This window comes from Pseudomonas sp. SWRI81, assembly GCF_014268545.1.
Classification (GTDB): Bacteria; Pseudomonadota; Gammaproteobacteria; order Pseudomonadales; family Pseudomonadaceae; genus Aquipseudomonas; species Aquipseudomonas hamedanensis.
In genome coordinates, this window is the sequence record NZ_JABWQS010000018.1 from 18696 (window position 1) to 40117 (window position 21422).

Annotated in this window: 17 protein-coding genes; 6 read left to right on the top strand and 11 right to left on the bottom strand. The window is 61.0% G+C overall.

The window, feature by feature from the left end:
- The 4 genes from emhB to HU765_RS13585 all read left to right on the top strand — a co-directional run bounded on the left by emhB (position 1) and on the right by HU765_RS13585 (position 7379).
- On the top strand, positions 1–3165 hold the full coding sequence (emhB, locus tag HU765_RS13570; protein WP_186621102.1) for an efflux RND transporter permease subunit EmhB: 3165 nt from the start codon (positions 1–3) through the stop codon (positions 3163–3165).
- Complete coding sequence (emhC, locus tag HU765_RS13575) at positions 3162–4622, top strand: efflux RND transporter outer membrane subunit EmhC (RefSeq protein WP_186621104.1); 1461 nt, start codon at positions 3162–3164, stop codon at positions 4620–4622. Before emhB ends, emhC begins: the two co-directional genes overlap by 4 nt.
- Before the next feature lie 415 nt (positions 4623–5037).
- Positions 5038–6297: an OprD family porin gene (locus tag HU765_RS13580; RefSeq protein ID WP_186621106.1), complete on the top strand. Its 1260-nt coding sequence runs from the start codon at positions 5038–5040 to the stop codon at positions 6295–6297.
- A 275-nt stretch (positions 6298–6572) separates the two neighbouring features.
- The gene (locus HU765_RS13585; RefSeq protein ID WP_186621108.1) at positions 6573–7379 is read left to right on the top strand and encodes a methyltransferase domain-containing protein; all 807 of its coding nucleotides are present in this window, start codon (positions 6573–6575) and stop codon (positions 7377–7379) included.
- A 105-nt stretch (positions 7380–7484) separates the two neighbouring features.
- Here the strand turns inward: HU765_RS13585 and pcaC are convergent, their stop codons facing one another.
- The 11 genes from pcaC to pcaR all read right to left on the bottom strand — a co-directional run bounded on the left by pcaC (position 7485) and on the right by pcaR (position 18552).
- Positions 7485–7877 carry a 4-carboxymuconolactone decarboxylase gene (pcaC, locus tag HU765_RS13590; RefSeq protein ID WP_024011942.1) on the bottom strand — a complete coding sequence of 131 codons (393 nt, stop codon included), beginning with the start codon at positions 7875–7877 and terminating at the stop codon, positions 7485–7487.
- Between the two features lie 10 nt (positions 7878–7887).
- Entirely contained in the window at positions 7888–8679 is a 792-nt protein-coding gene (gene pcaD / locus HU765_RS13595) for a 3-oxoadipate enol-lactonase (RefSeq protein ID WP_186621110.1), read from the bottom strand.
- A gap of 11 nt (positions 8680–8690) precedes the next feature.
- Positions 8691–10055 (bottom strand): 3-carboxy-cis,cis-muconate cycloisomerase, encoded by a 1365-nt coding sequence (locus HU765_RS13600; RefSeq protein ID WP_186621112.1) that lies wholly within the window; start codon positions 10053–10055, stop codon positions 8691–8693.
- Between the two features lie 46 nt (positions 10056–10101).
- Positions 10102–11397 (bottom strand): MFS family transporter, encoded by a 1296-nt coding sequence (locus tag HU765_RS13605; RefSeq protein ID WP_186552079.1) that lies wholly within the window; start codon positions 11395–11397, stop codon positions 10102–10104.
- Positions 11398–11649: 252 nt separating this feature from the next.
- Positions 11650–12216: a protocatechuate 3,4-dioxygenase subunit alpha gene (gene pcaG / locus HU765_RS13610; RefSeq protein ID WP_186621114.1), complete on the bottom strand. Its 567-nt coding sequence runs from the start codon at positions 12214–12216 to the stop codon at positions 11650–11652.
- 1 nt (position 12217) lies between these two features.
- Complete coding sequence (gene pcaH / locus HU765_RS13615; protein WP_186621116.1) at positions 12218–12922, bottom strand: protocatechuate 3,4-dioxygenase subunit beta; 705 nt, start codon at positions 12920–12922, stop codon at positions 12218–12220.
- 36 nt (positions 12923–12958) lie between these two features.
- A complete protein-coding gene (gene pcaF, locus HU765_RS13620; protein ID WP_186621118.1) occupies positions 12959–14164 on the bottom strand; it encodes a 3-oxoadipyl-CoA thiolase in 1206 nt (401 codons plus the stop codon).
- Positions 14161–14940, bottom strand: coding sequence for a CoA-transferase subunit beta (locus HU765_RS13625; RefSeq protein WP_186621120.1), 780 nt, complete (start codon positions 14938–14940; stop codon positions 14161–14163). Before HU765_RS13625 ends, pcaF begins: the two co-directional genes overlap by 4 nt.
- The gene (locus HU765_RS13630; RefSeq protein ID WP_186621121.1) at positions 14940–15797 is read right to left on the bottom strand and encodes a CoA transferase subunit A; all 858 of its coding nucleotides are present in this window, start codon (positions 15795–15797) and stop codon (positions 14940–14942) included. The genes HU765_RS13625 and HU765_RS13630 overlap by 1 nt, the downstream gene beginning before the upstream one ends.
- Positions 15798–16070: 273 nt before the next feature.
- Positions 16071–17417 (bottom strand): MFS transporter, encoded by a 1347-nt coding sequence (locus tag HU765_RS13635; RefSeq protein ID WP_186621122.1) that lies wholly within the window; start codon positions 17415–17417, stop codon positions 16071–16073.
- A 292-nt stretch (positions 17418–17709) separates the two neighbouring features.
- Complete coding sequence (pcaR, locus tag HU765_RS13640; protein ID WP_186552072.1) at positions 17710–18552, bottom strand: pca regulon transcriptional regulator PcaR; 843 nt, start codon at positions 18550–18552, stop codon at positions 17710–17712.
- 648 nt (positions 18553–19200) lie between these two features.
- On the opposite strand from pcaR, the gene HU765_RS13645 reads away from it, so the two are divergent.
- Positions 19201–19401, top strand: coding sequence for a hypothetical protein (locus HU765_RS13645; protein ID WP_008080067.1), 201 nt, complete (start codon positions 19201–19203; stop codon positions 19399–19401).
- A gap of 373 nt (positions 19402–19774) precedes the next feature.
- Entirely contained in the window at positions 19775–21250 is a 1476-nt protein-coding gene (locus HU765_RS13650; RefSeq protein ID WP_186552071.1) for an inorganic phosphate transporter, read from the top strand.
- Positions 21251–21422 lie beyond the last annotated feature (172 nt).

The following is a 21422-nucleotide window of genomic DNA, read 5'->3' on the forward strand; positions in this document are numbered from 1 at the left end:
ATGTCAAAATTCTTCATCGACCGTCCGATTTTCGCCTGGGTAATTGCCCTGGTGATCATGCTGGTCGGCGCGCTTTCGATCCTGAAATTGCCGATCAACCAATACCCGAGCATTGCACCGCCGGCCATTGCGATCTCCGTGACCTACCCGGGTGCGTCCGCGCAAACCGTGCAGGACACCGTGGTCCAGGTGATCGAGCAGCAACTCAACGGTATCGACAACCTGCGTTATGTGTCCTCGGAAAGTAACTCCGACGGCAGCATGACCATCACCGCGACCTTCGAGCAAGGCACCAACTCCGACACCGCGCAGGTCCAGGTCCAGAACAAGCTGAACCTGGCCACCCCGCTGTTGCCCCAGGAAGTGCAGCAGCAAGGTATCCGCGTGACCAAGGCAGTGAAAAACTTCCTGCTGGTGATCGGCGTGGTATCGCGTGACGGCAGCATGACCAAGGACGACCTGTCCAACTACATCGTGTCGAACATGCAGGACCCGATCTCGCGCACCGCCGGTGTCGGTGACTTCCAGGTCTTCGGTGCCCAGTACGCGATGCGCATCTGGCTGGACCCGGCCAAGTTGAACAACTTCAACCTGACCCCGGTCGACGTCAGAACCGCCATCGCGGCGCAGAACGTTCAGGTTTCATCCGGTCAGCTCGGTGGCTTGCCTGCCGTCAAGGGCCAGCAACTGAACGCGACGATCATCGGCAAGACCCGTCTGCAGACAGCCGAGCAGTTCAAGGAAATCCTGCTCAAGGTCAACAAGGACGGCTCGCAGGTTCGCCTCAAAGACGTGGCTGAGGTCGGCCTCGGCGGTGAGAACTACGCGATCAGCGCCCAGTTCAACGGCAGCCCGGCTTCCGGTCTGGCGGTGAAACTGGCCAACGGTGCCAACGCCCTCGACACGGCCAAGGCCCTGCGTAACACCATCGACAGCCTCAAGCCGTTCTTCCCGCAAGGCATGGAAGTGGTGTTCCCGTACGACACCACGCCAGTGGTGACCGAGTCGATCAAAGGCGTGGTGCACACGCTGGTCGAAGCGATCGCGCTGGTGTTCCTGGTGATGTTCCTGTTCCTGCAGAACTTCCGCGCCACCGTCATCACCACGATGACCGTGCCGGTGGTATTGCTCGGTACGTTCGGTATCCTCGCCGCCGCCGGTTTCAGCATCAACACCCTGACCATGTTCGGCATGGTGCTGGCCATCGGTCTGCTGGTGGACGACGCCATCGTTGTGGTGGAAAACGTCGAACGGGTGATGAGCGAAGAAGGCTTGTCACCGAAGGAAGCCACGAAAAAATCCATGGGCCAGATCCAGGGAGCCCTGGTCGGTATCGCCCTGGTGCTGTCGGCGGTACTGCTGCCGATGGCGTTCTTCAGCGGCTCCACCGGGGTGATCTACAAGCAGTTCTCGATCACCATCGTTTCGGCCATGGCCCTGTCGGTACTGGTTGCCCTGATCTTCACCCCGGCGCTGTGCGCGACCATGCTCAAGCCGATTCCGAAAGGCGAGCATGGCACCCCGAAGAAAGGTTTCTTCGGCTGGTTCAACCGCAACTTCGACCGTGGCGTGCAGAGTTACGAGCGTGGCGTCGGCAACATGCTGACCCGCAAGGTGCCGTACCTGCTGGCTTATCTGTTGATCGTGGTCGGCATGATCTGGCTGTTCACCCGCATCCCGACCGCGTTCCTTCCAGAAGAAGACCAGGGCGTTCTGTTCGCTCAGGTGCAGACCCCGGCAGGTTCGAGTGCCGAGCGTACGCAGGTGGTCGTGGATGAAATGCGTGAGTACCTGCTGCGTCCCAACAAGGACGGCGGTGAGGCGGACGCAGTGGCGTCGGTGTTCACCGTGACCGGCTTCAACTTCGCCGGCCGTGGTCAGAGTTCGGGTATGGCGTTCATCATGCTCAAGCCGTGGGGCGAGCGTAACGCTGACAACAGCGTGTTCAAGCTCGCGGCCCGTGCCCAGCAACACTTCTTCAGTTTCCGCGATGCGATGGTGTTTGCCTTCGCCCCGCCAGCGGTACTGGAATTGGGTAACGCCACCGGTTTCGACGTGTTCCTGCAGGACCGCGCCGGTATCGGCCACGAAAAACTGATGGAGGCACGCAACCAGTTCCTCGGCATGGCAGCACAGAGCAAGGTGCTGACGCAGGTGCGGCCGAACGGCCTGAACGACGAGCCGCAGTTCCAGCTGGAAATCGACGACGAGAAGGCCAGCGCCCTCGGCATCACCATCAGCGATATCAACAACACCCTGTCGATCGCGCTGGGCAGTAGCTACGTCAACGACTTCATCGACCGTGGTCGCGTGAAGAAAGTGTACGTGCAGGGCCAGCCGGACTCGCGCATGAGCCCCGAAGACCTGAAGAAGTGGTACGTGCGTAACGCCGACGGCACCATGGTTCCGTTCTCGGCGTTTGCCAAGGGCGAATGGGTCTACGGCTCACCGAAACTGGCGCGCTACAACGGTGTAGAAGCAGTCGAGATTCTCGGGGCTCCGGCGCCGGGCTACTCCACCGGTGAAGCGATGGCCGAAGTCGAGGCGATTGCCAAGAAGCTGCCGGCCGGTGTCGGTATCTCCTGGACCGGTCTGTCCTACGAGGAACGTCTGTCCGGCTCGCAAGCGCCAGCGCTATACGCCTTGTCGCTGCTGATGGTGTTCCTGTGCCTGGCGGCGCTGTACGAGAGCTGGTCGATTCCGATCGCGGTCATGCTCGTGGTACCGCTGGGGATCATCGGTGCGTTGATGGCCACCAGTCTGCGCGGCCTGTCCAACGACGTGTACTTCCAGGTGGGCCTGTTGACGACCATCGGTCTGGCGGCTAAAAACGCCATTCTGATTGTCGAATTCGCCAAGGAATTGCACGAGCAGGGACGCAGCCTGCGTGAGGCGGCTATCGAAGCCTGCCGTATGCGTCTGCGCCCGATCATCATGACGTCGCTGGCCTTCGTCCTCGGTGTTGTACCGCTGGCGATCTCCACCGGCGCCGGTTCAGGCAGTCAACATGCGATCGGTACGGGCGTGATTGGCGGTATGCTCACGGCCACGATCCTGGCGATCTTCTGGGTCCCACTGTTCTTTGTCACGGTTTCGTCCATGGGCCAACGTAAAAACGCCCACGTGGATGACACTCAAGAAACTCCTAAAGAGGCTGGCCAATGAGCAAGTCGCTACTCTCCATCGCAGTCGCCGCCTTCGTGCTGAGCGGTTGCTCGCTGATACCTGATTATCAGCAGCCTGAGGCTCCGGTCGCAGGTCAGTACCCGCAAGGGCCGGCATACTCGCCGGCCCAGGCACCGGCACAAGCCGCGGCCGAGCAGGGCTGGCAGCAGTTTTTCCATGACCCGGCGCTGCAACAGCTGATCCAGGTCGCGCTGGAAAACAACCGCGACCTGCGTGTCGCGGCGCTGAACATCGACGCTTACGCGGCGCAGTACCGTATCCAGCGTGCCGACCTGTTCCCGGCCGTCTCGGCGAACGGCTCCGGCAGCCGCCAGCGCCTGCCGGCCCGCGCCTCGCAAACCGGTGAGTCGAGCATCAGCAGTTCCTACTCGGCGACTGTGGGCGTCAGCGCCTACGAGCTCGACCTGTTCGGTCGCGTTCGTAGCCTGAGCGAGCAAGCGCTGCAGCAATACTTCGCCACCGAAGAAGCGCGGCGCAGCACCCAGATCAGTCTGGTCGCCAGCGTCGCCAACGCTTACCTGACCTGGCAAGCGGACAAGGAACTGCTCAAGCTGACCCAGGACACCCTCGGTGCCTTCGAAGAAAGCTACAAGCTGACCAGCCGCAGCAACGAAGTCGGTGTGGCCTCGGCGCTGGATCTGGCGCAGTCGCGAACCTCGGTGGAAAACGCCCGGGCGCAACTGGCGCGGTATACCCGTCAGGTGGCGCAAGATGAAAACAGCCTGACCCTGCTGCTCGGCACCGGCATTCCGGCCAACCTGCAAGCGGCCAAACCGTTGTCGGACGATCTGCTCAGCGACGTGCCGGCCGGTCTGCCTTCGGATCTGCTGCAACGTCGTCCGGACATTCTGCAAGCCGAGCACAACCTGAAAGCGGCTAACGCCAATATCGGCGCAGCCCGCGCCGCGTTTTTCCCGAGCATCAGCCTGACCGCCAACGCGGGCACTCTGAGTCCGGATCTGTCCGGTCTGTTCAAGGGCGGTTCGGGAACGTGGCTGTTCCAGCCGCAGATCAACCTGCCGATCTTCAACGCCGGCAGCCTGCGCGCCAGCCTCGACTACGCCAGGATCCAGAAGGACATTGGCGTGGCGAACTACGAGAAGTCCATTCAAACGGCCTTCCAGGAAGTCGCCGACGGCCTGGCCGCACGTCAGACCTACACCGAGCAGTTGCAAGCGCAGCGTGACTTCGTTCAGGCCAACCAGGATTACTACCGCCTGGCCGAACGCCGCTATCGCATCGGCGTCGACAGCAACCTGACCTTCCTCGATGCCCAGCGTCAGTTGTTCAGCGCGCAACAGGCGCTGATCACCGACCGCCTCGCGCAGCTGACCAGTGCGGTCAACCTGTACAAGGCCCTGGGTGGCGGCTGGAATGCGCAGACCGCGCAGAACGAGCCGGTGAAAGAAGAAGCACCGAAGATGAAGCTGTTCTGACCATCGGTTGAAAGCATCAAGCCCACCTTATTGGTGGGCTTTTTGTTGGCTGGCAAAAAAGATATGGCGCCTGCACCGGCGCCATCGCGAGCAGGCTCACTCCTACAAGGGAACGCATTCCAAATGTAGGAGTGAGCCTGCTCGCGATGAGGCCATCTCAGTCGCTAAAAACTCCGTTGAATCTTGCGTTCGATAACCGCCCAAAACCCGCTTTTACCAATTGAATCCCCATCGCCGCGCCCCGCACCATTCGCCTCAGAAAACCAATAACAACAAGGTTCGACACCATGCTCCAGCGCCCTGCCCCGCCCGGCTGACTGCCGCCGCTTCACTCTTAATAGCAATCCCTGTCAACGCCCTTGAAAACGATGACAGCGCAGCCGTTCGCCCTAAAAAAACAAGAGAGACCACGTCCATGACAGTTTTCCCTGTGCCTTATGCATTGCCCGGCCTGGTTGCATTGGCCATTGCCGGTCTGGCCCTGCCAGCGAGCGCCGAAGAAGCCGGTTTCGTTGAAGGCGCCAAGGTCAACCTCAACCTGCGCAACTTCTACATCAACCGCAACTTCACCGATCCAACCAAAGCCCAAGGCAAGGCTGAGGAATGGACGCAGAGTTTCATCCTTGACGCCAAATCCGGGTTCACCCAGGGCACCGTCGGTTTCGGCATGGATGTATTGGGGCTGTATTCGGTGAAGCTCGATGGCGGTAAGGGCACCGGCGGCACGCAGCTGTTGCCGCTGGACCGCGACGGCCGTCCGGCGGACAACTTCGGTCGCACCAACGTTGCCTTCAAGGCAAAGTTGTCCGAAACCGAAATCAAGGTTGGTGAGTGGATGCCGGTGTTGCCCATTCTGCGCTCCGACGACGGCCGTTCATTGCCGCAGACCTTTCGCGGCGGCCAGATCACCTCGAAGGAAATCGACGGGCTGACCCTTTATGGTGGCCAGTTCCGCGCCAACAGCCCGCGCGACGACAGCAGCATGAGCGACATGTCGATGACCGGCAAAGCCGCGTTCACCTCTGACCGGTTCAACTTTCAGGGCGGCGAATACGTCTTCAATGACAAACGCACGCAGATCGGCCTGTGGAACGCCGAACTCAAAGACATCTACAGCCAGCAGTACATCAACCTGATCCACAGCCAGCCGCTTGGCGACTGGACGCTGGGCGCCAGCCTCGGCTTCTTTTACGGCAAGGAAGATGGCAGTGCCCGCGCCGGCGATCTCGACAACAAGACCTGGTCCGGGATGTTCTCGGCCAGGTACGGCGGCAACACCTTCTACGTCGGCCTGCAGAAACTCACCGGCGACAGCGCGTGGATGCGCGTCAACGGCACCAGCGGCGGCACGCTGGCCAACGATAGCTACAACGCCAGCTATGACAATGCGCAGGAACGTTCCTGGCAGTTGCGCCACGACTACAACTTTGCCGCCATGGGCATTCCCGGCCTGACGCTGATGAACCGCTACATCAGCGGCGACAACGTGCACACCGGGACCCTCACCGACGGCAAGGAATGGGGCCGCGAGTCAGAACTGGGCTATACCGTGCAGAGCGGCACGCTGAAGAACCTCAACGTCAAATGGCGCAACTCGACCCTGCGCCGGGATTTTAGCAATAACGAGTTTGATGAAAATCGCCTGATCGTCAGCTACCCGATCAGCCTCCTGTAAACCACGATTTCATCTGTAGGAGTGAGCCTGCTCGCGATAGCGGTAGATCAGTCACATTCGCAATGATTGACCTAACGCTATCGCGAGCAGGCTCACTCCTACAGGGGATTTGTGCCATTGGTCAGGATGTTTGGCGCTTTGCCAAGCGGCAGTTACAGTGAGCAAACCTGAAGGACTCAGGCGCCCCACCCTTCCCGCTTCCGTTTCGTAGTCGGTCCCCAGCTGTGCACCAGGTTGTCATCGGAAGACACCATTGATCACCGGAGGACCACCTCATGATCAACCGACTCACCTCAGCACCCGACTGGGACGCCAAGGCGTACCAACAGTTTTCCCGACTCAGGCAACGCCCGGTCAACGAATTGCTCGACCGTGTCGATGTGCAAAACCCCAAGCGCATCTACGATCTGGGCTGTGGCACAGGCATCGCCACGCAATTATTGGCCAAGCGCTGGCCGCGTGCGCAATTGCAGGGCATCGACAGCTCGCCGCAAATGCTCGACGAGGCCCGCGGCCTGCCGATCAAGGCGCTGTGGAAGCAATGTGATCTGCTGGCCTGGCAACCGGAGCAGCCAGCGGATTTGCTGTTTGCCGCCGCCGTGCTGCATTTTCTCGATGGCCATGAAACGTTGCTGCCGCGCCTGCTCGGGCATCTGAATCCTGGCGGTTGCCTCGCAGCGCACATGCCGGACTGGCGCGACGCGTTGTGGTATCGCTTGATGCTCGAAACACTGGAAGACGCAGGCCCCGGCGGCACGCCGTTGGGCACGCCTGAACTGCGCCAGCGCATGGCTTCGCGGACGTTGCTGACACTGGAGGATTACTACCGGTTGCTCGCCCCGCTGACCACGTCGCTGGACATTTGGGAGACCGAGCAGTTGCAAGTGGTGAACGGCAAGTCGCCGGTGTATGACTGGGTCAAGGTCTCGGCGCTGCGGCCGGTGATGCAGGCGCTGGATTCAGCGCAACAGGCGCGGTTTATCTATCACTACCTGATGCGGGTGCATGAGCATTACCCGCCAGAGGGCGACGGCTGCACGTTGTTTGCGTTCAAGCGGATATTTATTGTCGCCACGGTTTGATTTGTCGCATCCACTACCGCTATCGCGAGCAGGCTCACTCCTACATTTGGAATGCGTTTCCCTGTAGGAGTGAGCCTGCTCGCGATAGCATCAGCTCAGACACCATCAATCCCGGGATTCAACACCCAATTCATCCCACACCGATTCGGCCAGATGAAACGTCGCGTTCGCCGCCGGAATGCCGCAATAAATCGCGCTCTGCATGATCACTTCCTTGATCTCGCCCCGGCTCACGCCGTTGTTGGCCGCCGCGCGCAGGTGCAGCTTCAGTTCACCCTCGCGATTCATGCCGATCAGCATGGCGATGGTGATCAGGCTGCGCGTGTGCCGAGGCAGGCCCGGGCGGGTCCAGATATCGCCCCAGGCGTGGCGGGTGATCATCTCCTGGAACTCCGAGTTGAATTCGGTCAGGGTGGTCAGGCTGCGATCGACATGGGCGTCGCCCAATACCGCGCGGCGCACTTGCATGCCTTCGTCGTAACGTTGTTTTTCGTCCACAAAATTTTCCTCACTGAGCCTGCAAAAACGCCAGCACCCGGTCGCTGAACCCGACGCCGGCCTGCACGTTGGACAGGTGCGCCGCGTAGAACTCGGCGTACTCGGCGCCGCGCACGTGGTCGCGAATGAAATGCCCACCGGACGGCGGCGTCACCGCATCTTCGCTGCCGGCAATCACCAGCAACGGCACCTTGATCGAAGCCAGTTGCTCACGGAAATCGGCATCGCGCACGGCGGCGCAGTTGGCCGCATAACCTTGTGGATTCGTCGCGGCGAGCATGTCGGTAATCTTCTTCGCCGCCTCGGGATGCGCTGCCGAGAAGTCCGGGGTAAACCAGCGCGCAATCGAGGCGTCACGCAGCGCGACCATCGCCGCCGGGCCGTCGCGCAATACCGTTTCGATGCGCGGATTCCACACCGACGGATCGCCGATTTTCGCCGCTGTGTTGCAGACGACCAGCTTGTGCAGGCGCTGGCCGGCATTGATCCCCAGCCACTGGCCGATCAATCCGCCCATCGACAGTCCGCAGAAATGTGCACGCTCGATGTGCAGCGCATCGAGCAGACCGAGCACGTCGTGGCCCAGTTGCTCAATGCTGTACGGCCCTTCGGTGACTAGCGATTGACCATGGCCGCGAGTGTCGAAACGCAGCACGCGAAAATGCTCGGTGAACGCCGGCATCTGCGCGTCCCACATGTGCAGGTCGGTGCCCAGCGAGTTGGACAGCATCAGCACCGGCGCATCGTCCGGGCCATCGATTTGGTAGTGCAGTTCGCCATCGGCGAGGTGAACGAAAGCCACAGCCTTCTCCTTCAAACAGTCAAAGCGTTGTGTTCGGCCACCGCGCGCTCGACCCAGACGTGGGCCTGGCCGAGGTAGTGCGCGGGGTTGAGAAGATCGTCGAGTTCAGCCTCGCTGAGTTCGGCGGTGACTTGCGGCTCGTCACCGAGCACCGCGCGCAAGTGACGCTGCTCGGCCACCGCGCGTTTGCAGCACTGTTCCAGCAGATGATGCGCGGTGTCGCGACCCACCCGTTGCGCAAGGACAATGCTCACCGCTTCGGCCAGCACCAGCCCTTGAGTCAATTCGAGGTTACGGGTCATGCGTGCGGCGTCGACTTCCAGGCCATCGGCAAGCAAGCGCGCCTGTTGCAGCGAACCCGAGACCAGGCAGCAAATCTCCGGCAGGGTTTCCCATTCGGCATGCCACAGACCGAGGCTGCGCTCGTGTTCCTGCGGCATCGCACTGAACAGCGTCGACACCAGCCCCGGCACCCGGGTCGCCGCGCCGATCAATACTGCCGCGCCCACCGGGTTGCGTTTGTGCGGCATGGTCGATGACCCGCCCTTGCCCGGCGCCGCCGGCTCGAACACTTCCGCCGCTTCGGTCTGCATCAACAGGCTGATGTCGCGGCCGAGCTTGCCGAGGCTGCCGGCGATCAGGCCAAGCACGGCGCCGAATTCGACGATGCGATCGCGCTGGGTGTGCCACGGTTGTTCCGGCAGGCTCAGTTGCAGCTCTTCGGCCAAGGCTTGCGCGATTGGCAAGGCCTGCTCACCCAGCGCCGCGAGCGTGCCGGAGGCGCCACCGAATTGCAGCACCAGCAGCCGCGGTTTCAGTTCCCGCAGACGCTGACGGCTGCGCGTCACAGCACCCAGCCAGCCGGCGATTTTCATGCCGAGGGTGACTGGCGTCGCGTGTTGCAGCCAGGTGCGCCCGGCCAACGGTGTGGTGGCGAACCGTTGTGCCTGGGTGGCCAGCGAATCGGCCAGTAGCGCCAGATCGCTTTCGATCAGCGCCAACGCCTGACGCAATTGCAGCACCAGCCCGGAATCCATCACGTCCTGACTGGTCGCGCCCAGATGCACATAGCGCTCGGCTTCGGCGTCGCTAGACGCAATCTGTCTGCCCAACGCCTTGACCAGTGGAATCGCCGAGTTGCCGGCGCTGGCAATCGCCTCGCCCAGCGCGGCGAAGTCATACAGACCGGCGTCGCACGCCGCCGCAATCGGTGCCACCGCTGATAAAGGAATCAGGCCAATACGCGCCTCGGCCCGGGCCAGCGCCGCTTCGAAGTCGAGCATTGCCTGCACGCGGCCCTGATCGCAGAACACCTCGCGCATATCACGGGCGGTGAAGTAGGCATCGAACAATTGATTGCCCGGTCGCTGAGTCATAAACAGTCCTTGCCGGCGCGGGCCATGCCGGCCCGCGCGCTGGAGGTTAGAGATCGTGGTGCAAATACGCCGCCTGTTTCGGCAGGCGCAGGCTGAACAGGAACGCCACCGCCATCATCGCCGTGACGTACCAATAGAACGAGTTTTCCATGCCGATATTTTTCAGGCTCAGAGCGACGAATTCCGCCGAACCGCCAAAGATCGCATTGGCCACCGCATAGGCCAGACCGACACCGAGGGCGCGCACCTCGGGCGGGAACATTTCGGCTTTCACCAACCCGCTGATCGAGGTGTAGAAACTGACAATTGCCAGCGCCAGCGTAATCAGCACGAACGCCAGAAACGGACTGCTGATGCTTTTCAAACTGAGCAGAATCGGCACGGTGAACAGCGTGCCGAGAGCGCCAAACCAGAGCATCGAATTACGTCGGCCGATCTTGTCGGCGAGCATGCCGAACAGCGGCTGCATGCACATGTACAGAAACAGCGCGCCGGTCATGATGTAGCTGGCGGTCTTGGCGTGCATGCCGGCGGTGTTGACCAGGTATTTCTGCATGTAGGTGGTGAAGGTGTAGAAAATCAGCGACCCGCCCGCGGTGTAGCCGAGTACCGTAATGAACGCGGCTTTGTGATCGCGAAACAGTGCCGCGATGCTGCCGGCGTCTTTGTGTTCGCGGGTTTCCTTGTTGGTGGTTTCTTTCAGCGAGCGCCGCAGGAACAGCGAAATCAGCGCCGCCACCGCACCGACCACGAACGGAATCCGCCAGCCGTAGGCCCGCAGGTCTTCTTCGGTGAGGAACTGTTGCAGCACCACCACCAGCGACACCGCCAGCAGTTGTCCGCCGATTAACGTCACGTACTGGAACGAGGCGAAGAAACCGCGTTGGCCCTTAAGCGCCACCTCACTCATGTAGGTTGCGGTGGTGCCGTATTCGCCACCCACCGATAGCCCTTGCAAAAGGCGCGCAAAAAGCAGCAGCACCGGCGCCCAGACCCCAATGTCCTTGTAGGTCGGCAGGCAGGCGATCAACAGCGAGCCAAAGCACATCATCAGAATCGAGATGAGCATCGAATTCTTGCGCCCGTGCTTGTCGGCGACCCGGCCGAAGATCCAGCCGCCAATCGGCCGCATCAGGAAGCCAGCGGCAAACACACCGGCGGTATTGACCAGTTGCACGGTCGGGTTATCGGAGGGGAAAAACGCCGGGGCGAAATAGATCGCGCAGAAGGCATAGACATAGAAGTCGAACCATTCGACCAGATTGCCGGACGAGGCGCCGACAATGGCGAAGATGCGCTTGCTGCGCTCTTCGCCGGTGTAGTGGGAAGTGGTGGTGGTCATTGTCTTTTCACTCGAAAGGGACGGTCACAGTCTAGACACACTTTGCAACAGTCCCGTTCCACATTGGCTCATCACACAGGCCGGATCAGCCCTTGTGGCGAGGGGATTTATCCCCGCTCGAGTGCGAAGCACTCGCAAATCAGATACACGCGGTTCACCTGAAATACCGCGCCGGCTGGTTTTGGGGCCGCTTCGCAGCCCAGCGGGGATAAATCCCCTCACCACAGTGATCGCTGGCCACTGATGCACCGATCAATAATCGAAGAACACCGTCTCGGCATCGGTGCCCTGCAGAATCACATTCCACTGGTAAACGCCCGAAGCATCCGCTTTGGCCAGCAAGGTCTGGCGACGTTCTGCCGGCACGCATTCCAGCAACGGGTCATCCACGTTCGCCGGCTCACCCTCAAAGTAGATCCGCGTCAGCAGGTGCTTGACCAGGCCCCGGGCGAACACCAGCACCACCAGATGCGGCGCCTGGGTCGAGCCTTTGAGCCCTTGCACAGTGCCGGGTTTGATCGTGGTGAAACGGAAGCGCCCTTCGGCGTCCACAGGGATCCGGCCAAAACCTTCGAAATTCGGGTCGAGCGGTTTGTCTTGCTGATCTTCCGGGTGGTCGTATTTGCCGGCGGCGTTGGCCTGCCAGACTTCAAGCATGGCGTCGCTGACGATATCGCCGTTGCCGTCCACCACTTGGCCAGTGATCGCTACGCGCTCGCCCAGGGTCAGCTCGTTGGCGAGGGCTTCGCGATTCAGCCAGGTCAGGCCGATGTGGTAATACGGCCCGACGGTGTGGGAGGTAGTCGCAGTCAGGGTCATCTTATTTCTCCATCGGCGTGGCATCACGGCCGCGCAGCACGATGTCCCAGCGGTAACCGAGGGCGTAGGACGGAATGGTTTTTTCCAGATCGAAACTGGCGATCAGGCGTTCCTTGGCCGAGGTATCCGGCACGCAGTTGTAGATTGGGTCATAGGCCAGCAACGGATCACCGGGGAAATACATTTGCGTGACCAGACGCGTGAGGATGCTCGGCCCGAACAGGGAAAAATGGATGTGCGCCGGGCGCCACGCATTGTGGTGATTGCCCCACGGATACGCGCCGGGCTTGATGGTCTGGAACTGATACCAGCCGTCGGCATCGGTTACGGTACGGCCGGTGCCGGTGAAATTCGGGTCCAGCGGCGCGTCGTGCAGATCGCGCGCGTGGTTGTAGCGGCCGGCGGCGTTCGCCTGCCAGATCTCCACCAGAATACCCGGCACCGGCAGACCGTTTTCGTCGAGTACGCGGCCATGAATAATGATGCGCTCGCCCAACGGCTCACCGTCGTGCTGGGCGGTCAGGTCGTTGTCCTTCTCGGCGACGTGCTCGGCGCCAATGGTCGGCCCGGTGATTTCCGAGAGTGAATGAGGCAGATACACCAAAGGCTTGGACGGCGAGCGCAGGTTGGTGGATTGATAGGTCGGGTGCAGGTAGTCAGGCTGAGTGCCTGCCTGTGGGCGACGGTAGCCAGGCTTGTCAGTCATTTCGCTTTCCTCTGTTCTTATAAGTGTCACAGCGCGTCAGACGCGTTCGATGGCCAGGGCCAGACCTTGGCCGACACCGACGCACATGGTCGCCAGACCTTTCTTGCCACCGGTTTTTTCCAGATGATGCAGGGCTGTCAGCACCAGCCGCGCTCCGCTCATGCCCAGCGGGTGGCCCAAGGCAATCGCGCCACCGTTCGGGTTGACCTGTGGCGCATCGTCGGCCAGACCCAACTCGCGCAACACCGCCAGACCCTGGCTGGCAAACGCCTCGTTGAGTTCGATCACGTCGAAATCGCTGACCGCCACGCCAAGGCGTTCGGTCAACTTGCGCACCGCCGGCACCGGGCCGATGCCCATCACCCGCGGCGCCACACCGGCGCTGGCCATGCCCAGCACTTTGGCACGGGCGGTCAGGCCGTGTTTTTTTACTGCTTCGGCTGAAGCGAGAATCAGTGCCGCGGCGCCATCGTTAACACCCGAGGCATTCCCGGCGGTGACGGTTTTGTCGGCGCCGTTGACCGGTTTCAGTTTGCTCAGCGCTTCAAGGGTGGTGTCAGCGCGCGGATGTTCGTCCTGGCTGACCACGGTTTCGCCTTTCTTATGCGCGATGCGCACTTCAACGATTTCTTCAGCGAAGTAGCCAGCGGCCTGGGCGGCGGCGGTACGCTGCTGACTGCGCAGGGCAAAGGCGTCCTGATCCTCGCGCGATACCTTGTAGTCGTCGGCGACGTTGTCAGCGGTTTGCGGCATGGCATCGACGCCGTACTGCGCCTTCATCAGCGGGTTGATGAAACGCCAGCCGATGGTGGTGTCTTCCAGTTTCATGTTGCGCGAAAACGCCGCATCGGCCTTGCCCATCACGAACGGCGCGCGGGACATCGACTCGACGCCGCCGGCAATCGCCAGCTCCATCTCGCCGCTGGCGATGGCGCGGAACGCCGTGCCGATCGCATCCATGCCCGAAGCGCAGAGGCGATTGAGGGTCACGCCCGGCACGCTGGCAGGCAGGCCTGCGAGCAGCAGCGCCATGCGCGCAACGTTGCGGTTGTCTTCACCGGCCTGATTGGCGCAGCCAAGAAAGACTTCGTCGATGGCCGTCCAGTCCACCGCTGGATTACGCTCCATCAGCGCCTTGATCGGCACGGCGGCCAGGTCATCGGCGCGCACGCCGGACAGTCCGCCGCCGAAACGGCCGATGGGGGTGCGAATCGCGTCGCAGATATAGACGTCACGCATCATGCTTCTCCCGGTGCCTGACCGTGGGCGGCAGCGGTACGCGCTTCAAGATCACGCAGCGCTGTCAGCTCGACTTCGGTCGGCTCAGCGGTGGTTTCAACCGTGTCGGCAAAGCGAATCGCCCAACCAGTGGCGGCCACCACTTGCTCACGGGTCACGCCCGGATGCAACGCAGTGACCACGAATTCGTGAGTGCCCTCCTCCGGCTCCATGATGCACAGGTCGGTGATGATCCCCACCGGACCGGCGCCCGGCAGGCCCAGACGCTTGCGCGAATCGCCGCCCTCGCCATGACCGACCGAGGTGATGAAATCGAGTTTGTCGACAAACGAACGCGCCGACTGTTTGAGGATGATCAACACGCTTTTCGCCGAACCGGCAATCTCCGGCGCGCCACCGGCACCCGGCAGGCGTACTTTCGGCGCGTGATAGTCGCCGACCACGGTGGTGTTGATGTTGCCAAAACGGTCAACCTGCGCGGCGCCGAGAAAACCGACGTCGATGCGCCCGCCCTGCAGCCAGTAGCGAAAAATCTCACCGGTCGGCACCACGGTGTCGGCGGTCTCGGCCAACTCGCCGTCACCGATGGACAGCGGCAGTACGCTCGGCTTGGCGCCAATCGGGCCGGATTCGTAGATCAACACCACGTCCGGCGACGAGGTCAGTCGCGCAAGGTTGGCAGCTTTCGATGGCAGGCCGATGCCGACGAAGCACACCGAGCCGTTTTTCAGGCGGCGGGCCGCAGCGACGGTCATCATTTCGTTGGTGGTGTAAGTCATTACTTGGCCTCCGAGGCAGCGGCCAACTTGGCCTGGAACTCGCTGAAGTCAGCGCAGCCATGGACGTATTCGTTGATCCACGCAGTAAACGTCTCACGGTCGCGGGCGATCGGGTCCCACGCCTGGTAAAACCGATTGTCACGCTCGGTGTAACCGTGGGCGTAGGACGGATGCGCGCCGCCCGGCACGTGGCAGACCGCACTCAGTGCCCAGGTCGGCAATACGCAGGCGTTCATCGGCGCATTGAGGTCGTCGACGATTTCCTCAACCGTGACGATGCAGCGCTTGGCCGCCAGCGCGGCTTCTTTCTGCACGCCGAGAATGCCCCAGAGCAGCACGTTGCCCTTGCGGTCGGCTTTCTGCGCATGGATCACCGTGACGTCCGGGCGCACCGAAGGCACCGCCGCCAGCACTTCGCCGGTGAACGGGCAGGTCACGGTTTTGATCAGCGGATTGACCTTCGGCAGATCAGAGCCGGCATAAGCACGCAGTACCGCGAACGGCAGACCGGAAGCGCCGGCGACGTAGGCGTTGGCGAGGTCGGCGTGGCTGTGTTCTTCGATTTCCAGCGGCTGCGGCCATTGCTTCTCGACCGCGTCGCGCAGACGGTGCAGCGAACCCACGCCGGGGTTGCCGCCCCAGGAGAAAATCAACTTGCGCGCGCACCCGGCGCCGATCAGTTGGTCGTAGATCAGGTCAGGCGTCATCCGCACCAGGGTCAGATCTTTCTTGCCTTGACGAATGATTTCATGACCCGCTGCCGTAGGGATCAGGTGAGTAAAGCCTTCGAGGGCGACGGTGTCGCCATCGTTGACGAATTGCTTCACCGCGTCGTGCAGCGAAAGGATCTCAGCCATGGAGCGGGCTCCCGTTTTGGTATTGAATCGCCAGTGATAAAAAGGCGCGAGGTTCAGCGCCGGAGTCACTGAAGATTAAGCGCGGGAAATTGGCCAAACAATCCGATAATCGACTGAGTGTTCGTTTATCGAACGGATTGTTGTTCCCCTAACAATCAGGATCAAAAGCTTCGCGAGCAAGCCCGCTCCCACAATTGGAATGCATTCCAATTGTGGGAGCGGGCTTGCTCGCGAAGGGGCCAGAACATTCACTGAACATCCTGCGCATGGAACTCAGGTTGCATCCGCATGACTGACCATGCCCTTGACCAACACCGCCGCCGTCGCCAAACCGGCCGGTATCACCAAAGCCGTCAGCACCTGCTCGAAATTCCAGCCCAGACCGAGCAACGTTGCGCCCATCCACGCCCCGAGAATCGCGCCGAAGCGACCAATCCCTAGCATCCAGGACACCCCGGTCGCCCGCCCTTGGGTCGGATAAAACCGCGCCGCCAGCGACGGCATCGCCGATTGCGCACCGTTGACGCACATGCCCGCCACCAGCACCAGAGTCGCCAGCAGCGTAATGTTGCCCAGGCTCTGCCCCACTGCGTAGGCAAACACCCCGGCCAGCAGGTAGAAAATGCCGATGACCTTGTGCGGATTAAAGCGATCCATTGCCCAGCCCACCGCGACCGCGCTCAATACACCGCCGAACTGAAACAGCGCTCCGATGAACGCGGACTGTTCCATGCTGGCGCCACTGTCGCGCATCAGCGTAGGCAGCCAACTGGTCAGCAGGTACACGATCACCAGGCCCATGAAATAGGTCAGCCACAACAGCAAGGTGCCGGCGCTGTAAGTACCGGAGAAGATCACTGCGAAGACGTTGCGCGCCTTCACGGTTTGCTGTTCCGGCACGCTGAAACTGGAGGCTTGGGCGACCACAAGCGGATCAATGGGCGCCAGGGTCTTGCGCACTTTATCGGTGCCGCGGTTGCGCACGACCAGATAGCGCGCCGACTCCGGCAGCCAGAACAGCAGCACCACTGCGAGCATCAGTGGCAGCACCCCGCCGATCAGTAACAGGCTGTGCCAGCCGAACGCCGGAATCAGCTTCGCCGAGATGAACCCGCCGCCGGCCATGCCCAGGTTGAAGCCGCAGAACATGCTGGTCACCAGCAGGGATTTCTTGCGCTCCGGGGTGTATTCCGACAACAGCGTTGTTGCGTTGGGCATCCCCGCTCCAAGGCCAAGGCCGGTCAGAAAGCGCAGCACCAGTAATTGTTCGACGTTGGTGCTGTACGCCGACGCCAGGCTGAAGGCGCCGAACAGCACCACCGCGCCGACGAGCACCACTTTGCGCCCGAAGCGGTCAGCCAGCGGGCCGGAACCGAGAGCACCGAAGACCATGCCGATCAGCGCGGCACTCATCACCGGTCCCAAACTGGCACGGTCGATGCCCCAGTCCTGCGACAGCGCCGGGGCAATAAAGCCCATCGCCGCGGTATCGAGTCCATCGAGAAACACAATCAGAAAACACAGGATCACCACCCGCCACTGATAGCGCGAGATCGGTTGGGCGTTGATAAAGGTCTGCACATCGAGGCAGTTACCCACAGCGGACTGAGGCTGGTTCATTATTTTTATTCCACGCAAAAAACGCAGTCGAACGGCGGCCGGCCGAAGCCCGGCACGGTCACAAGAATAGAAGGTTGCGGTCAGGCGTTGCGCTGTAGCCGGCAACAGGGCGCAGAGCGGAGACAGTCGGGGGGAATGCGCATGGGGGTGCCTCTTGTCATTATTATCGGGGTCGGCAGTCCGGGCTGACACGGGCGGTCAACGCCGGATGACGCTGCCGCGACATTAATGATCCGAGGGTTTTAGCGTCAATTCGATAAACGCAACACTGTGCGTTTATCGAACAGCTTCATCAGGCGAACAACTGCGCGCTGAGGTCGCGGCTGGCGCTCAACAGGCCCGGCAGGAAGCGCTGCTCCAGTTCGGTACGACTGACCCGGCCGGCATGGGTACTGACGTTGAGCGCCGCGACCACTTGCCCCGAGGCATCGTAGACCGGCACGGCAATCGAGCGCAGGCCCTGTTCCAGCTCCTGATCGACGATGCACCAGCCTTGCTGCCGCACTTGCTGCAGGCATTCGAGCAAAGCATCGGGGGTATGAATCGTGCGGCTGGTCTTGGCGACGAGTTCAGCGTGCTCAAGGTATTCACCGAGCGAGGTATCGTCCAGCGCTGCCAGCAGGATCCGCCCCATCGACGTGCAATAGGCCGGCAGGCGTCCGCCCACCGACAGGTCCACCGAAATCAGACGCTGGGTGGTCGCCGAGCGGGCGATATAGAGAATGTCGTCGCCCTCAAGCGTGGCCATGTTGCAGGCTTCGTGCAGTTGCTCGCTCATGCGGTCGAGGTAGGGCTGGGCGGACACCGCCAGCGGCGTCGACGACAGATACGCGTGGCCGAGGGTCAGCACCTTGGGCAGCAATGAATAAGTGCGACCGTCGGTGGTGGCGTAACCGAGCTTGATCAGCGTGTGCAGGCAACGGCGCACGGCGGCGCGGGGAATTTCCGTGCGATGGCTGATCTGCGCGATGGTCAGGTGACGCTTGCGCTCCTGAAACGCCTGAACAACCGCCAGTCCCCGTGCCAGCGAGGTCATGAAATCAGGATCGCCGGTCAGGGCCTGAATGCGTTTGGCCGGCGAGGCCACAATCGGCGGCGCCACGGAAGTGAAGGAGTTGCGCATTTGATCGTTCATTTCTTGTCCCTATACCCGGCGCGGATCAATGGCCATACAAACGGCTCACAGACCGATGCGCAAGCCTTGAGCCGCCAACATTGGGCGATTATCGAACCGCCGACCGATAATCGCAATCGCCCGTAGCGGGCCCAAGCCGCCGATCAGGGCGCTTGTGTAACTTCAATGAGAAAACGGATGTTGGACTTAGTTGCTCGACTAAATGGCGCCAAAAACTGATCGCTGTCCTCTAACAGTTTGTTAGCGTTTCAACTCGCCGTAAAACTTGCGAGTAACAAAACAATCACACATCCAGAACCGTTTTTAACTTGGCAAAGATAGTCATTCCTGAATCGACCGCTATAATGCACCTCAGTGCAACCTCGCCTTACTGTGCGGTTGCCACCCGCTGAGGCGATCTCAATCGCCGTCGGCCCCGGCCAGCGCCTGGCACTCTTGATCATCACAACGCCAACGCTCGCCGAAACTGGAAGCTGATGCTGCGTCAGTTTTAATCTGGTGTCGTAGCCGCCTGTAACACGGAAGTCTTGATCGCCCCGCCGATTGCCCCAATGCCTGTTCAGGCGTCGGGAGTTCGTCGAGGTCGCTCAATCAATTCGTTGCAGCGCGTATCACCGGACATTTATCCCAACTCATACAGGTAGCACTGTGACGAAAGACGAACTGCGCGCGGAACTTGAGCGCCAGGAACAACGTTACAAGGAAGTTTACGGCGGGGAAGTCACCACCTACGCCGCTCAGCCCGAACCGGAACGCAAGGCCTGGCGTAAACGCCCCACCGTTCAGGATCAGGTCTTCAAGCAGGAAATCGAAAAGATCGAAAAGGAACTCAAAGCCGAAGAGCCTTGAAGCAGGCTTTTTGCATCTTTCGAAGGTTGGCGTCCACACCCGCTACAAGCGCGGTGCAACGACGATGCCTTGCGCGCCCGCTACCCGCGGGCAGCGGCAATCTCTGCACAGCGCAGACTGAAAGCGACCGTCCTACAGGTTTCAGAGATATTTCAGACAAGCGTTTGAGGGGTCAGCGCACCTGAAAAAACCTCATAAAAAACATTTTTTCTCTTTGCTATCAATTAGTTAGAAAACCATGCAGCGCCCTTGGCTTTAACGCCCTGCAACAAATTAAATTGAAGAAGAGTGTGACCGATGAGCAGACAGGGCATCGATTTCCACTCTTTTCTGGCATAATCGCGCCCCCTTACGACCGGGTCAGAAAACCTTCATGATCGATTTATTCAGCGGACTGGATGCTTGGGTGCTTGTGAGCCTCTTGCTCGCCCTGACGTTTGTCCTCGCCTTCGAGTTCATCAATGGATTTCATGACACCGCTAACGCGGTAGCCACTGTTATCTACACCAAAGCCATGCCGCCGCACCTGGCGGTGTTCTTTTCCGGTGTGTTCAATTTCCTCGGCGTCCTGCTGGGCGGCGTGGGCGTGGCGTATGCCATCGTCCACCTGCTGCCGGTTGAGCTGCTGATCAATGTGAACACCGGCCATGGCCTGGCGATGGTGTTCTCGTTGCTCGCCGCGGCAATCGCCTGGAACCTGGGCACCTGGTACTTCGGTATCCCGGCTTCCAGCTCGCACACACTGATCGGCTCGATCCTCGGTGTCGGCCTGGCCAACGCCCTGATCAACGACATCCCGCTGGCCGACGGTGTGAACTGGCGCAAGGCAATGGATATCGGCGCCTCGCTGGTGTTCTCGCCAATGGCCGGCTTCCTGATTGCCGCGCTGGTGCTGATCGGCCTGAAGTGGTGGCGCCCGCTGTCGAAGATGCACAAGACGCCGGAACAGCGCCGCAAGATCGACGACAAAAAGCACCCGCCGTTCTGGAACCGCCTGGTCCTGGTCATCTCGGCGATGGCCGTGAGCTTCGTGCACGGTTCCAACGATGGTCAGAAAGGCATCGGCCTGATCATGCTGGTGTTGATCGGTATCGTGCCGGCGCAGTTCGTTCTCGACCTGAACAGCACCACCTACCAGATCGAACGCACCCGCGACGCGACCCTGCACCTGAGCCAGTTCTACCAGCGCAACGCCGATTCGCTGGGCGAGTTCCTGGCCCTGGGCAAGAGCGTGGAAGGCGACCTGCCGGAGAAATTCCGCTGCAATCCGCAGCAGACCGAACCGACCATTTCCGCCCTGCTGCACACCCTTAAAGGCGTAGCGGACTACCATTCGCTGTCGTCGGAAAGCCGCATCGAAGTGCGTCGCTACCTGCTCTGCCTGGACGACACGGCGAAGAAAGTCGGCAAGTTGCCTGGCCTGGAAGCCCGTGAAAAGGCTGACCTGGACAAGCTGCGCAAAGACCTGACCACCACCACCGAATACGCACCGTTCTGGGTGATTCTCGCGGTCGCCCTGGCACTGGGCCTGGGTACCATGGTTGGCTGGAAGCGCGTGGTGCTGACGATCGGCGAGAAGATCGGCAAGCAGGGCATGACCTATTCGCAGGGCATGTCGGCGCAGATCACCACCGCCAGTTTGATTGGCATGGCCAACATTTTCAGCCTGCCGGTTTCGACCACTCACGTGTTGTCTTCGGGTGTGGCCGGGACCATGGTTGCCAATAAGAGCGGCCTGCAAGGTGGTACGGTGAAGACTATTCTGCTGGCTTGGGTGTTGACCCTGCCGGCGACTGTGGCGCTGTCGGCTGGGTTGTTCTGGCTGGCTTCGAAGGCTCTGGGTAGTTGATCGATTGCTGTTGTTGAAAGAGGCGCGATTCTTGGGATCGCGCCTTTTTTTTGGTATTGAGGTTGTGTGTATATCCGTTGCTGCGGTAACGGCTTCTTATGGTTTCGCTCTTACAGCGAGTCACCTTTTCCAAACGCCGAAAAGGTAACCCAAAAGGCTTTGCCCCGGCGTA